General features: G+C 73.6%; 15 protein-coding genes. 7 read left to right on the top strand and 8 right to left on the bottom strand.

All coding sequences use genetic code 11. The annotated features are described in order from the left end of the window. Nucleotides 1-123: 123 nt before the first annotated feature. Nucleotides 124-621: a VOC family protein gene (locus MRBLML1_RS19120; protein WP_364518985.1), complete on the bottom strand. Its 498-nt coding sequence runs from the start codon at nt 619-621 to the stop codon at nt 124-126. Between the two features lie 60 nt (nt 622-681). On the opposite strand from MRBLML1_RS19120, the gene MRBLML1_RS19125 reads away from it, so the two are divergent. Then, nucleotides 682-1,146, top strand: coding sequence for a MarR family winged helix-turn-helix transcriptional regulator (locus tag MRBLML1_RS19125; protein ID WP_364518987.1), 465 nt, complete (start codon nt 682-684; stop codon nt 1,144-1,146). Here the strand turns inward: MRBLML1_RS19125 and MRBLML1_RS19130 are convergent. Both MRBLML1_RS19130 and MRBLML1_RS19135 read right to left on the bottom strand, forming a co-directional pair. Then, nucleotides 1,133-2,647, bottom strand: a complete 1,515-nt coding sequence (locus tag MRBLML1_RS19130) for an FAD-dependent oxidoreductase (RefSeq protein ID WP_364518989.1) — start codon at nt 2,645-2,647, stop codon at nt 1,133-1,135. The two genes, MRBLML1_RS19125 and MRBLML1_RS19130, sit on opposite strands and share 14 nt — an antisense overlap. Before the next feature lie 19 nt (nt 2,648-2,666). Continuing rightward, entirely contained in the window at nt 2,667-3,617 is a 951-nt protein-coding gene (locus tag MRBLML1_RS19135; protein WP_364518991.1) for a CobW family GTP-binding protein, read from the bottom strand. Between the two features lie 81 nt (nt 3,618-3,698). On the opposite strand from MRBLML1_RS19135, the gene MRBLML1_RS19140 reads away from it, so the two are divergent. Both MRBLML1_RS19140 and MRBLML1_RS19145 read left to right on the top strand, forming a co-directional pair. Beyond that, nucleotides 3,699-4,733 (top strand): permease, encoded by a 1,035-nt coding sequence (locus tag MRBLML1_RS19140; RefSeq protein ID WP_364518993.1) that lies wholly within the window; start codon nt 3,699-3,701, stop codon nt 4,731-4,733. Further along, nucleotides 4,730-5,407 (top strand): TIGR03943 family putative permease subunit, encoded by a 678-nt coding sequence (locus MRBLML1_RS19145; RefSeq protein WP_364518995.1) that lies wholly within the window; start codon nt 4,730-4,732, stop codon nt 5,405-5,407. Before MRBLML1_RS19140 ends, MRBLML1_RS19145 begins: the two co-directional genes overlap by 4 nt. A gap of 3 nt (nt 5,408-5,410) precedes the next feature. On the opposite strand, the gene ykgO is transcribed toward MRBLML1_RS19145, so the two are convergent. From ykgO to MRBLML1_RS19165, 4 genes are read right to left on the bottom strand one after another with little or no spacing between them, the layout of a single operon-like run. Continuing rightward, the gene (gene ykgO, locus MRBLML1_RS19150) at nt 5,411-5,533 is read right to left on the bottom strand and encodes a type B 50S ribosomal protein L36 (protein ID WP_364518997.1); all 123 of its coding nucleotides are present in this window, start codon (nt 5,531-5,533) and stop codon (nt 5,411-5,413) included. After that, entirely contained in the window at nt 5,530-5,715 is a 186-nt protein-coding gene (gene rpmF, locus MRBLML1_RS19155; RefSeq protein WP_364518999.1) for a 50S ribosomal protein L32, read from the bottom strand. The genes ykgO and rpmF overlap by 4 nt, the downstream gene beginning before the upstream one ends. Beyond that, entirely contained in the window at nt 5,715-6,779 is a 1,065-nt protein-coding gene (locus MRBLML1_RS19160) for a GTP-binding protein (protein ID WP_364519001.1), read from the bottom strand. Before MRBLML1_RS19160 ends, rpmF begins: the two co-directional genes overlap by 1 nt. Then, entirely contained in the window at nt 6,776-7,033 is a 258-nt protein-coding gene (locus MRBLML1_RS19165) for a type B 50S ribosomal protein L31 (RefSeq protein ID WP_364519003.1), read from the bottom strand. Before MRBLML1_RS19165 ends, MRBLML1_RS19160 begins: the two co-directional genes overlap by 4 nt. Before the next feature lie 74 nt (nt 7,034-7,107). Between MRBLML1_RS19165 and rpmB the strand changes: the two genes are divergently transcribed. Genes rpmB through MRBLML1_RS19185 form a run of 4 tightly spaced genes read left to right on the top strand, consistent with a single transcriptional unit; the run spans nt 7,108 to nt 9,086 of the window. Beyond that, nucleotides 7,108-7,341, top strand: a complete 234-nt coding sequence (rpmB, locus tag MRBLML1_RS19170; protein ID WP_364519005.1) for a 50S ribosomal protein L28 — start codon at nt 7,108-7,110, stop codon at nt 7,339-7,341. Between the two features lies 1 nt (nt 7,342). Beyond that, the gene (gene rpmG / locus MRBLML1_RS19175) at nt 7,343-7,513 is read left to right on the top strand and encodes a 50S ribosomal protein L33 (RefSeq protein ID WP_364519007.1); all 171 of its coding nucleotides are present in this window, start codon (nt 7,343-7,345) and stop codon (nt 7,511-7,513) included. Beyond that, complete coding sequence (rpsN, locus tag MRBLML1_RS19180; RefSeq protein WP_364519009.1) at nt 7,513-7,818, top strand: 30S ribosomal protein S14; 306 nt, start codon at nt 7,513-7,515, stop codon at nt 7,816-7,818. Before rpmG ends, rpsN begins: the two co-directional genes overlap by 1 nt. A gap of 20 nt (nt 7,819-7,838) precedes the next feature. Then, nucleotides 7,839-9,086, top strand: a complete 1,248-nt coding sequence (locus MRBLML1_RS19185) for a YibE/F family protein (RefSeq protein ID WP_364519011.1) — start codon at nt 7,839-7,841, stop codon at nt 9,084-9,086. Here the strand turns inward: MRBLML1_RS19185 and eccCa are convergent. After that, entirely contained in the window at nt 9,056-13,036 is a 3,981-nt protein-coding gene (gene eccCa / locus MRBLML1_RS19190) for a type VII secretion protein EccCa (protein WP_414691290.1), read from the bottom strand. The genes MRBLML1_RS19185 and eccCa overlap by 31 nt on opposite strands. Nucleotides 13,037-13,268: the final 232 nt, after the last annotated feature.

A 13,268-nucleotide genomic window follows, 5' to 3' on the forward strand; every position in this document is an offset into this window, starting at 1 on the left:
GGGACATGAGGGCCTCCGGTCGGGTGAAGCGGTTCCTAGACAGCTCCACTTCACAACCGGAGGCCTTCGTCTGTCAGACAGGCTCACCGATGCCGGGCGGTACAACCTCCCTGGACATCACAGCTAGAGCACCTTCGTGCCGTACATCTCGCCGAGCGGGTCGGCCAGCAGCTCCAGCCGTTCGCCGTCCGGGCCGGGGAAGTAGAGCGAGACCTTCGACTCCAGGTGGTAGGCCACCCCGGCGTCGTCGAGCTTGGCCCGCAGGTAGTCCCACTTCTCGCGGGTGACCGAGATGGCGATGTGGTGGTGCCCGCCCAGCACCTCGGCGTACGGCTCGAGGTCGAGGCCCGGCAGGGTGAAGAAGGCGAGCAGGTTGCCCGCGCCCACGTCGAAGAAGAAGTGGTCGGAGCCGGCGTAGTCGCGGTTCTCGAAGATCTCGGTCAGCGGGAATTCCAGGAGCCCCTGGTAGAAGGCGATCGTGCGTCGTACGTCGGAGGAGAGCAGGGCGGCGTGGTGGATCCCGCGGGCGCTGCTGGCCGGCCGCTCCGCCTCGGGGACGAGGTGCTCCCGCTTGATCCGCTCGCGGTCCCGGGTGATCGCGTCGAGGTCGATAGTTGCCATGTCAACAACCATGCTCCCGAAGTCGTGGATGTGTCAACATTCTCGGCTAGGATCGGGACGATGGGAACGACACGATGGCTCGACGACGAGCAGCAGGCCGCTTGGCGGGGCTGGCTCGACGTCCACACGCAGCTCAGCGCCCGGCTCGGTCGCGAGCTGCAGGCGGCGAGCGGGCTGTCGCTGTCCGACTACGAGATCCTGGTCGCCCTCACCGACGACGACGTGCCCGAGCACTCGTTGCGGATGTTCGAGCTCGGCGAGCGGCTCCAGTGGGAGAAGTCCCGGGTCTCCAAGCAGGTCTCCCGGATGGAGGCGCGTGGCCTCGTCGAGCGGCGGCACTGCGCCGACGACCGCCGCGGCGCCTTCGTGGACCTGACCGACGCCGGTCATGCCGCGATCGCCGCCGCCGCGCCGAGCCACGTCGAGCTGGTCCAGGAGCTGTTCTTCGACGGCCTGAGCCCGGAGCAGGTCCGCGCGCTCGCCGACTTCGCCAGCGGCGTGCTGGAGCGGGTCAGCTCCCGCTGAGCAGGTCCTCCACCGCCAGCGAGGCGAAGGTCATCGCGGCGCCGAGCGGCGCCCCCGGACCCGGGTACGACGAGCCGAACACCGACGCGGTGGAGTTGCTGGCCGCGTAGAGCCCGGGGATCGGCGTACCGGCCTCGTCGAGCACGCGGGCCGCGGCGTCGGTGACCAGCCCGCCCTTGGTGCCGAGGTCGGAGAGCACGAACCGCGCGGCGACGTAGGGCGGGGTGTCGAGCGGGACCAGCGCCTTGTTGGGCGAGCCGGCCGAGGCGAAGAAGGTGTCGTACTCGTCGGTGCCGCGGCCGAAGTCCTCGTCGACACCCGAGGCGGCGAAGCCGTTGAAGCGCTCGACCGTGGCGACCAGGGCCACCGGGTCGAGCCCGCACGCCTCGGCCAGCGCCTCGATCGTGTCCGCCTGGACCCAGGTGCCGGCGGCGAGGTGCTCGGCCGGGTCGCCCTCGGGCATCGCGATGGCGGGCAGCCGCCCGCCCTCCCGGGCGTCGAAGACGAACCACGACGGGGTCCGCTCGGGTGCCGCGGCCATCACCCGGCCGAAGCGGTCGTAGGGCAGGCACTCGTTGCCGTAGCGCTCGCCGTGCTGGTCGACCATCAGCCCGCCGCGGAAGCCCAGGGTGAAGGTGCCCGAGCCGTCGGGCTGCAGGAGGCCGGGGCAGAACCAGCCCTCACCGGAGAAGTCGGTGGCCGCGCCGACCTCGGCCGCTGCGTCGATGACCTCGCCGGTGTTGGTGCCGCGCGGTGCCATGGTCCACTCCGCGCGCCCCGGCGTCCCGTGCGCCGTACGACGCTCGGGGCTCCCCTCGAAGCCGCCCGCCGCCACCAGGACACCCCGGTCCGCGGTCAGCTCGACCGGCCCGCCGGGCGTCTCGGCGCGCACGCCGACGACCCGCCCGGTGTCGTCGCGCACGAAGCCGGTGACGTGGTGCTCCACGAGGACCTCGCCGCCGTCGCGCAGCACCATCGCGGCCAGCCGGCCGATCAGCGCCTGGCCGCCGGACAGCGTGGAGCGGCCCGGCTGGCCGGCCCGGTCGCGCTCGACCGGTGGGCGGAGCAGGGCGCCGACCCGGGGGTCGAGCGCGTCGCGGCGGATGGCCGAGGGCTGGATGGAGCGGCCCATCGGGACCCGGCCGGGCGCGTCGTAGTACTCCGAGAAGGGGATCCACTCGAAGTCCATCAGCTCGTCGGCCTCCAGTGCCGCGACCAGGCGCGGCGCCTGGGCGAGCAGCGCCTCCACCCGCGCGTCGTCCGGCGAGTCGAGGACGGCGGCCAGGTAGGCCCGCGCGCCCTCGGTCGAGTCGGGCAGCCCGGCGCGCTGCTGGACCGCGCTGCCGGGCAGCCAGCAGGCGCCGCCGGAGTAGGCGGAGGTGCCGCCGATGAGCGGGGTCCGCTCCAGGACCGCGGTGCGCAGCCCGGCCTTCGCCGCCAGGGCGGCGCCGGTCAGGGCGCCACCGCCCGAGCCGACCACGATCACGTCGTACGCACTCATGGCGAAACGATAACGTGTTCTAGTTCGGTGCGGGCCGGACCGCCGCTTCCAGCGCCGGGCGCACCACGTCCGGGTCGAGGCCGAGGCCGATCGCGACCAGGGTGCTCCGCTCCGGTGCCGGGCACGACCTCACGTCCACCTGGCGGCCGACCACGTGGACCACCTGCCCGCGCACCCGGCTGCCGCGGCGCACCGCGAGGGTGCCCTTGATCCGGTAGGCGCCCGGCGGTGGGGCCGCCAGCAGCGCCTTCAGCGCGGCCGGGTCGACCGGCTCGCTCGCCGTCACCGAGACCGACGCGGCGTGGGTGTGCCCGGGGGCCGCCGGGCGCTCGGCGCGCAGCAGCGCTGCCAGGGGCAGCTCGTCCTCGGGCTCCTCCTCGCTCGCGGCGTCGTAGACCAGGGTGGGGTCGACCCGCCCGTGCGAGGTCCGTACGACGTGGGCGTGCGGGTTGCGCTCGCGCACCCGGGCCTCGATCCGGGCCAGCGTCTCCTCCGGCACCAGGTCGGCCTTGTTGAGCACCACCAGGGTGGCGATCGCGAACCGGGCCGGTGCGAGGCCGCCGCCGTCGACGGTGGCGAAGTACTCCACCGCGTCCACGACGTCGACCACGCCACCGGGTCGCACGTTCGGGGCCGCGCTGCCGGCGATCATCGACGCCAGCGCACCGGGCTCGGCGATCCCGCTCGCCTCGACGACGACCACGTCGAGCGCGCGCCGCGGCTGGGCGAGCCTCTCCAGCGCCTCGTCGAGCCCCCCGGCGTCCTCCAGGCAGCACAGGCAGCCGCCCGCGATGGACGCCGGCTCGTCGACCTGGCCGCTGACGAGCGCGGCGTCCACGTTGATCGCGCCGAAGTCGTTGACGACCACGCCGACCCGGGCCCCGGGCTGGCGCAGCAGGTGGTTGAGCAGCGTGGTCTTCCCGGCACCGAGGTGGCCGGTCAGGGCGACGACGGGGACGCGGCGGCTCACTGCGGCATCGTAGGCGCCGCGGATGCGACAGATCGCGCAGGCTGCCGAGAAATGAGCATGATTCTCATTACAATCCCGGCCATGGCACCCTCTCGGACCCTCGCACCCTGGCGCGCCCGTCCCGCGCCGTCCGCACCGGGGAGCACCGCGCCTCCCGCCGACCGGCAGGTCTGGATCGCGCTCCTCGTCCTGCTCGCCGCGGTGCCGGCCCAGCGCCTTCTCGCCGACCCGCTCGGCAACGAGGCCTTCCAGGCCTGGGCCACCGTCTTCCTCGCGATCGTGGTCCAGTCGATCCCGTTCCTCGTGCTCGGCGTGCTGCTCTCCGGGCTGATCTCCGCGCTGCTCTCGGAGAAGGTCGTCTCCCGGGTGCTGCCGCGCAACCCGCTGCTCGCCGTACCGGTCGCCGGGATCGCGGGCGTGGGCCTGCCCACCTGTGAGTGCGCGGCCGTCCCGGTCGCCGGCGGCCTGGCCCGGCGCGGGGTCCCGGCCGCGGTCGCGCTGACCTTCCTGCTGGCCGCGCCCGCGGTCAACCCGGCCGTGATCGTCTCCACTGCCGTCGCCTTCCAGGGCCGCACCGACATGGTCCTGGCCCGCTTCGTGGCCTCGATGCTCGTCGCGGTCGTGATCGGGTGGATCTACGTCGTCCTCACCCGACGGGTGCCGGCGCTGCGGCTGCCCCGGATCGCCGAGGCCGGCCACGCCCACGGCGGCGAGTCGCGCTGGGGCCGGTTCGTCGCCGCCGCCTGGCACGACGCCCTGCCCGCCGCCGGATTCCTGGTGATCGGCGCCGTGATCGCGGCCGCGATCAACGTGTTCGTGCCCCTCGACGTCGTCGAGTCGGTCGCCGACCAGTGGTTGCTGGCCGTCGTCGCGCTGGCCGCCTTCGCCTTCCTGGTCGCGCTGTGCTCTGAGGCCGACGCGTTCATCGCGGTCAGCCTGACCGCCTTCTCCGACACCGCCAAGCTGGTGTTCCTGGTGGTCGGCCCGGCGATGGACGTCAAGCTCGCCGCGATGGAGGCCGGCCAGTTCGGCCGCGCCTTCGCGGCCCAGTTCGTGCCGCTGGTGCTGGTGGTCGCGACCGTCGTCGCGACCGTCGTCGGGACGGTGCTGCTGTGAACCGCAACGCCCAGGCCGTCGTCCTGGCCGCCCTCGGTGCGCTCACCCTCCGCGTCAGCGTGACCGACGAGCACACCCGCTACGTCAACGCGGCGATGAAGTGGCCCCTCGTCGTCAGCGGCGTGCTCATGCTGCTGCTCGCCCTCAGCCGGGTCCTGCGTCGCGAGGACGGCGGCGAGCCCACGACCCCGGCGGTCTGGGTGCTGCTCCTGCCGGTGGTCGTCGGCCTCGCCGTCCAGCCCGCCGCCCTCGGTGCCTACGTCGCCGACCGCCGGGTCAACGACGTCTCCGCCCAGCAGTACGACGAGCCGGCGGTCGACCCGCTGCCCCGGGACCGGACCACCGACGTCGGCCTGGCCGAGTTCGTCAGCCTCGCCGCCGGGTACGGCGAGGCGCTGGCCGGCCGCGAGGTGCGCCTGGTCGGCTTCGTCACCCACGCCGACGGCGCCTGGTTCGTCAACCGGCTCACGATCAGCTGCTGTGCCGCCGACGCCAGCGCCTTCCGGGTGCGGATCGACGCGGGCGACGTACGGGTCGACGTGCCGGCGGAGAAGACGTGGGTCCGCGTGGTCGGGCGCTGGGCCGAGGGCACCGGTGTCGAGGGCGTGGACCTCCCGGCGCTGAGGGCGTCAGCGGTCGAGGAGGTGCCCGCACCCCGGCAACCGTACGAGTGAGCCTCAGCCCTGACGCCCCTTCATCCGCGGGTTCTGCTTGTTGATGACGTAGATCCGGCCGCGGCGCCGCACGACCTGCGCGCCGGGCTGGTTCTTGAGCGAGCGGAGCGAGTTGCGGACCTTCATCGGGTCCTCCTTCCCGTGCGCGGGTCGACCAGGCCGTCCATCACCGCGCCGACGAGCCGGCGCGGCACCCGGAAGGTCTCGCCGTCGAGGGTCACCGGCACCAGGTCCGGTGCGGTCGCCTTCCACTGCGACCGGCGGTGCCGGGTGTTGCTGCGCGAGGTACGGCGCTTCGGGACCGCCATCACGCCACCTCCCGGATCGGCCCGAGCCACGGCTCGAAGCCGTCCTCGCCACCGGGGTGCGCGACCTGCTCGCCGGGGGCGACGAGCAGGCCGTCGAAGGCCGCGCGCAGGTGGGCCGGTGCGGCGCCGACGCCGGTGAGCACGATCCGGGTGAACGGCGTACGACGCCCCCAGGCCGCGGAGTCGCCGATGCTCAGCTGACCGCCGGCGCCGTCCCACTCGACGACCCGGCCGGGCCGGGTCGGCAGCCAGAAGCAGCCGCGGGAGCGGTGTGTCCCGCCGCCGAGGCTCTCCAGCGACTCCAGCAACCGGCCGGGGTGGAAGGCGCGGGTGGACTGCAGGTCCAGGCGCCACACGCCCTCGCCGGCGAGGTCCGGCAGCGCGTCGGTGCGGGCCGGGTCGGTCCAGGCGTCGGTCGCCGCGTGGGTGTGGATCCCGCCGGTCAGGGCGGTGCCGTCGAGCGCGTGCCCGCCGTGCAGCACGGCCACACCGGGCCTGGCCAGGGCGGTGACGAGGGACGTCGCGACCGGGTCGGGGGTGCCGTCGAAGGCCACCACGTCGGCGTACTCCACCTGGGCGGCGAGCACCTCGCCCACCCCGCGGCGGTCGTCGTGCGCGCTGTGCCGGCCACGGTCGGCGAGCAGGTCGTCGCCGAGCAGGTCGCGGACGGGGTGCTCGGCGCCGAGCGCGGCGACGACCCCGGAGACCCGGAGGAAGCGGGCCAGCCGGGTGTCCCAGGTGAGCACCGAGCACACGTGCGCGGCCTCCGCCCCCACGGGCAGGTGCGCGACGATGCTCGCCCACCGGCCGTCGCGGGCGAGCCGGGTGAGCGTCGGCACGATGTCCTCGCGGATCGCGCAGCCCACGCAGGCGTGCTCCAGCAGGGTCTCGTGGTTCTCCACGACGCCGGTCAGGTCGCTGACGGTGCGGGTGAGCACGCCGCGCTCGACATCGATGTGGTGGCGTACGGCGACCGCGCCCGGCAGGTCGAACTGCAGCCCGACCATGGCCGAGGCCATCGCGTCCGGGTCGACGCCGGAGATGAGGACGACGGGCACCCTCATCGCGCACCCCGCCCGTAGCGCCGCTCGAAGGCCTCGACCCGGCCCTCGCTGTCGAGGACCCGGCCCTGGCCGGTCCAGAACGGGTGGCTGTGCACGCTGACGTCCACGTCGACCACGGGATACCTGCGGCCCTCGACCTCGACGGTGGCCTCGCCGGGGCGCGCGGCCAGCGTCGAGCGGGTGAGCACGACGTCGCCGGTCGCCCGGTCCCGGAAGGCGACCGGGCCGTACGCGGGATGGATTCCTGGCTTCACGGTGTTCTCTCCTCGTCTGGTTAGAATGAGAATCGTTCTCAATCATGACACACGATGAGTGGAAGGAGAAAGCGATGTCACGCACCTGCCAGGTGACCGGGGCGCGGCCACTGTTCGGCAACCACGTGTCCCACTCGCACCGTCGTACGCGACGGCGCTTCGACGTCAACGTCCAGCGGAAGCGGTACTGGGTGCCCTCGCTGGGCCGGCACGTCACGCTGCGGGTCAGTGCCCGCGGCATCAAGACCATCGACCAGCGGGGGATCGAGGCTGTGGTGGCCGACCTCCGCGCCCGAGGGGAGATCTGACATGGCGAAGAAGGGCAGCGACGTGCGGCCGATCGTGAAGCTGCGGTCCACGGCCGGCAGCGGGTTCACCTACGTGACCCGGAAGAACCGGCGCAACGACCCGGACCGGATGGTCCTGCGCAAGTACGACCCCGTCGTGCGGCAGCACGTCGACTTCCGCGAGGAGCGCTGATGGCCAAGCAGAGCAAGATCGCCGCGCAGGAGCGGCGTCGCGCCACCGTCGAGCGGTACGCCGAGCGGCGGGCCGCGCTCAAGGAGCGGATCCGGCGCGCCGAGCCCGGCTCGGCCGAGCTGGCCGCGGCCGTGCAGGCGCTGGACGACCTGCCGCGCGACTCCTCGGCCGTCCGGCTGCGCAACCGCGACCAGGTCGACGGCCGGCCGCGGGGCTACCTGCGCAAGGCCGGGCTCTCCCGGATCCGGTTCCGCGAGATGGCCCACCGCGGGGAGCTGCCGGGCATCACCACGTCGAGCTGGTAGCCCATGACAGGGTGATCCCCATGGGTTCCGGCCACTCCCACCGTGCCTCCGACGGTGTCGACGACCAGATCAGCGTCGGTACGACGGCGCGCACCGCGCTCCTCGCCGGGCTCGGTGTCGCGCTGCTGCTCACCCTCGCCGGCCTGGTCGCCTGGTTCCCGCCGGGCGACGCCGCGGAGCAGGCCGCGAAGCAGGGCGGTGCCGCCGCCCAGTTCGCCGCACCCGGGGTGACCTTCCCGACCGGTGAGGTCGTCGAGGTCGCCCCGAAGTGCGCCGGCGGCGGCCTGCCGGACGGGTCGGGGTGCAGCACGGTGAGCGTGCGGGTCCCGGGGGAGAAGGACCCGGTCGTCCTGGACGTACCGCCCGACGTGATCGACTCCGGGATCGGCAAGGGCGACAAGGTCGAGCTGCTGCGCACGCCCGCCGCGAAGGACGCGCAGGTCCAGACGCCGTCGTACTCCTACTTCGCGACCGAGCGGCACGGCACGCTGCTCTGGCTGACGATCGCCTTCGTGGTCGTGGTGCTCGCGATCGCCCGGCTGCGCGGGCTGTTCGCCCTCGTGGGCCTCGCCTTCGGCGGCGCGGTGGTGTGGTGGTGGATGCTGCCGGCGCTGCTCGACGGTGCGCCGGGCGTCGGCGTCGCGCTGACCGGTGCGGCGGCGATCATGTTCGTGGTGCTCTACACGACGCACGGCTTCTCGCTGCGCACGAGCACCGCGCTGGCCGGCACCCTGGTGGGCATCTTCCTCACCGCCGGGATCGGCATCGTCGCGATCGGCGACGCCCGGTTGACGGGCATCAGCGACGAGGGCGGCCAGATCCTCGCCACCGTCGGTGCGTTCGACTTCCAGACCCTGCTCGGCTGCGCGCTGGTGATCGCCGGGCTCGGCGTCCTCAACGACGTCACCATCACCCAGGCCTCCGCCGTCTGGGAGCTGCGCGCCGCGAGCCCGCACGCCTCGCGGGCCACCGTCTTCGCGAGCGCGATGCGGATCGGTCGCGACCACATCGCCTCGGCGATCTACACGATCGTCTTCGCCTACGTCGGCACGGCGCTGCTCCTGCTGCTGCTCCTGCGGGTCTACGACCGCCCGCTCCTCGACCTGCTCTCGACCGAGCAGCTCGCCGAGGAGGTTGTGCGCACCCTGGTGACCTCGATCGGCCTGGTCCTGGCCGTCCCGGTCACCACCGGGCTCGCCGCGTTGATCGCGGCGCCCCAGGACCGGGACGAGCCGGGTCAGATCGAGGAGTCGGTCCAGGCCAGCTGAACGACCTCGGCGCCGCGCTCGCGCGAGACCAGGCGCCCGCGCCCGGCCTGGGCGGGCCCAGGCCGGAGGTTGCCGATCAGCACGCCCTCGTCGCGGTTGCCGGCCAGCAGGATGCCGGGCATGGCGAGGTCGCGCAGGGACTGGATGACCGGCTCGTAGAGCGCCCGCGAGGCGCCACCGGAGCGCCGGGCGATGACCACGTGCAGGCCCACGTCGCGGGCCTGGGCCAGCAGCGGCTGGAGCAGCGCGATCGGCGAGCTCTGCTGGGTGGCGACCAGGTCGTAGTCGTCGACGACGACGAACACCTCCGCGCCCGACCACCACGACCGGTTGCGCAGCTGGTCGGGGGTGACGTCGGGTCCGGGCAGCCGGTTCTGCAGGTACGTCGCCAGGTCGCTCAGCGCGGGCTGTGCCTGCGTGGCGGAGGTGAGGTAGTTGAGCAGGTAGTCCTCGGGCACCTCGCCGAGCAACGAGCGCCGGTAGTCGACGACCACGATCTGCGCCTCCGCCGGGGTGCGGGTCCGCATGATCTCCTGGACATAGGTGCGCAGGAAGTTCGACTTGCCGGACTTGCCGTCGCCGAAGAGCAGCAGGTGCGGCTCGGCGTCGACGTCGAAGGCCACCGGGGCCAGCTCCTTCTCGTTGATCGCGAGCAGCAGCTGGCGCGCCGGCGGGGTCGGCGCCAGGGCGCGCACCTCGTCGAGGGTGATCCGGTCCGGCAGCAGCCGCAGCTTGGGCCCGGACGGGCCCTGCCAGGCCTTGGTGACGGCCGAGATCATGGTGTCGACGCCGTCGCCGAGGGTGGCCGCGGTCTGGTCGCCGTCGAGGCGCGGCAGGGCCGAGAGGAAGTGCAGCTTGCCCGGCACCATGCCGCGGCCGGGCCGGTTGGCGGGGACCAGGGCGGCGACCTTGCGGTCGATCTCGGAGTCGATCGGGTCGCCGAGGCGCAGCTCCAGCTTGGTGCCGAGCACGTCGCGCATCGCGGCCCGGAAGTCCGGCCAGCGGGTGGCCGCGGTGACCACGTGCAGGCCGAAGGTCAGCCCGCGGCCGGCGAGCTGCTGCACCTCGACCTCGAGGTCGTCGAAGTCCGAGCGCAGGGTGCCCCAGCCGTCCACGACGAGGAACACGTCGCCGTACCCGTCGTCGGCGCGGCCCTGGGCGCGGCGGGTGCGGTAGGTCTCGATCGAGTCGATGCCGTGGGTGCGGAAGTAGGCCTCGCGGCGGTCGACGATGCCCTTGACCTCGGCGAGGATCCGGCGCACGACCTCCGGCTCCGAGCGGCTGCCGACGCCCGCGACGTGCGGCAGCGCGGTCATCGGCGCGAAGGTGCCGCCGCCGAAGTCGAGCACGTAGAACTGCGACTCCAGCGGGGTCGAGATCAGCGACAGGCTGGTCACGATCGTGCGCAGCAGGGTGGACTTGCCGCTGCGCGGACCGCCCACGACGGCGACGTGGCCGGCGGCGCCGCTCAGGCTGACCGTCAAGGTGTCGCGGCGCTGCTCGCGCGGGCGGTCCACGGTGCCGATCGGGATCGTCAGGTTGCCCGCCTGGCGCCACTGCATCGAGACCAGGCCGAGGTCGGGGTGGTGGGCCAGGTCGGGCATCAGCTGGTCGAGGGTGTCCGGCTCGTCGAGCGGCGGCAGCCAGACCTGGTGCGCGGCCGGGCCGCGCCCGTCCATCCGCTGCACCGCGATGTCGAGCAGCGAGGTCGACTCGCCGGTCGTCGGCGCGGGGGTCGCGGGCTCGTCGCTCTCCAGCGCCGCCGGGTCGTCGAAGGTCTGCACCTCGGAGATCGTGAACGGCAGGATGCCGCGCAGCTTGCCGCCGCCGTCGCGGTCCACCCGCCGGCGACCGGCCTCCGGCGGTCCCGAGACGTACGCCGCCTTGAACCGGGTCAGCTGGGTCGGGTCCGGCTTGAGGTAGCCCAGGCCGGGCACGGCCGGCAGCTCGTAGGCGTCCGGCACGCCGAGCACCGCGCGCGACTCCTGCGCGCTGAACGTGCGCAGGCCGATCCGGTACGACAGGTGGGACTCCAGGCCCCGCAGCCGGCCCTCCTCCAGCCGCTGGGAGGCCAGCAGCAGGTGGAGCCCGAGCGAGCGGCCCAGCCGGCCGATGGCGACGAAGAGGTCGATGAACTCGGGCTTGGCCGAGAGCATCTCGGAGAACTCGTCGACGACGATGAACAGCGACGGCAGGGGCGGCAGCTGCGCGCCGGCCGGGTCGCCCGACGTACGGGCCTTCTCGTAGTCGCGGATCGAGGCGAAGTTGCCCGCCTCGCGCAACAGCTCCTGGCGGCGCACCATCTCGCCCGACAGGGCGTCCTGCATGCGGTCGACGAGGGTGAGCTCCTGGGAGAGGTTGGTGATCACCGCGGAGACGTGCGGCATCTCCGACATCCCCGCGAAGGTCGCGCCACCCTTGAAGTCGACGAGCACCATGTTGAGCTGCTCGGGGGAGTGGGTCATCGCGAGGCCGAGCACCAGCGTCCGGAGGAACTCGGACTTGCCGGAGCCGGTGGCGCCGATGACGAGGCCGTGCGGCCCCATGCCCTGCTGGGCGGACTCCTTGATGTCGAGGTGGATCGGGCCGGCGCCGTCGCCGACGCCGATCGGCACCCGCAGCCGGTCGCGGGCCGGGCGTGCGCGCCAGGCCGCGTCCGGGTCGAAGGTGAACACGTCGCCCAGACCGAGCAGGTCCATGAAGTCGGTGGGCGCGGTGATGTCCGCCGCGTCGTCGCCGACCGCGGCGCCGGCGCTCGGCGTGAAGAGCGGGGTCAGCCGCCGGGCCAGGGCCTCCGCGGAGGCGATGCTGCACTGGTCGCCCTTGGCGCGCAGCGCCTCCGTGCGCAGGCGTACGGCGACGAGCGGCACCCCGCTCGACTCCGGCTCGCCCGGCGCCCGGTCCGCCAGCTCCAGCCGCAGCGCGGTGGCGCTGTCGAGCTCGCCCCAGTGGGCGGGCAGGTCGATCACGGTGACGCCGTGCAGGCCGTCGGGCGGGATCACGTGGTTGCCCGGCGGCAGCTCCGCGCCGTCGGTGATCAGCACGATGTGCGGGATCGCGGGCCGCTCGTCCGCGCCGAAGCGGGGCCGCTCGCTGAGGTCCGGCGGCAGCATCTGGGCCAGGTCGGTCAGCGAGGTGGTCACCATCCGGGCCGGGCCGACGGCGTCGTTCTGGTGCTGGCTGTGGGCGTGCGGCAGCCACTTCACCCAGTCCCAGTGGGCCAGCGTGGCGTCGGTCGCGAGGACCGCGACCTGGAGGTTCTCCGGCGACTGGAAGGCGGTGGCCGAGCAGAGCAGCGCCCGCGCCATGGAGCGGGCCTCCTCCTCGCCGCCGCACACCTCGATCCGGTCGAACGCGCGCAGGTCGATCGAGGCGGGCAGGTCCGGCTGCAGGCGGTGGACCACCAGGAGCCGGTGCAGCGCCGAGGCCGAGGCCGGGTCGACGTCGTCGATGGGGGCGCCCTCGGGCGGGACCAGCTCGAGCGCGAGCGGCTGCGCGCACACGCCGTAGCGGACCTGGAGGAAGGCGGGATCGGCCGAGGAGCGCTCCCACACCCGCGAGCGGTCCTCGGCGAGCGAGGGCAGCGCGGTCGGGTCGGGGTGGATCCAGGTGAGCGCGCGGCGCTGCTGGTCGGCGGCGTCGCGGGCCACGCCGCGCACGGTGGACAGGTAGCGCAGGTACTCCGTGCGCGAGCTGCCGACCTGCTGCTGGCGCTGCTTCCGCTGCCGGTCGATCTGGACGATGATGAAGCCGAGCGTGGCGAAGAGGAACATGCCGGCCGCGATGAAGCGCAGCGCCTGGTTCTGCCCGTTGCCGCCGCCCAGGCCGGCGACCAGGACGATCGAGCCGAGGCTGCCGAGCATCGGGATCGCGTTCATCGCGACCCCGGCGGCGCCCTCGTTGGGCTGGATCTGCGGCGGCGGCTGGATCTGCAGCTGGCCGCCGGGCATCTCGGGCCGCTCGCTCCGCCCGCCGCGCTGGGTCAGGCTGCCGGGCGTCGCCACCCGCCGCCCCGGCGTGCTGCTCTGGGTCACCGTCACGCTGTCGTCCCCTGTCGTCCCCGGATACGCGGCCCGCTCGGCGCGGTGCGACGCGGACGATGATAGGCCCGGCTCAGGACGGGTAGGGACGACCACATGACTCGGAGGACTACCCTGCGGGCAGGAACATCAATCTCGGGAG

This window comes from Nocardioides sp. LML1-1-1.1 (assembly GCF_040676175.1).
Classification (GTDB): domain Bacteria; phylum Actinomycetota; class Actinomycetes; order Propionibacteriales; family Nocardioidaceae; genus Nocardioides.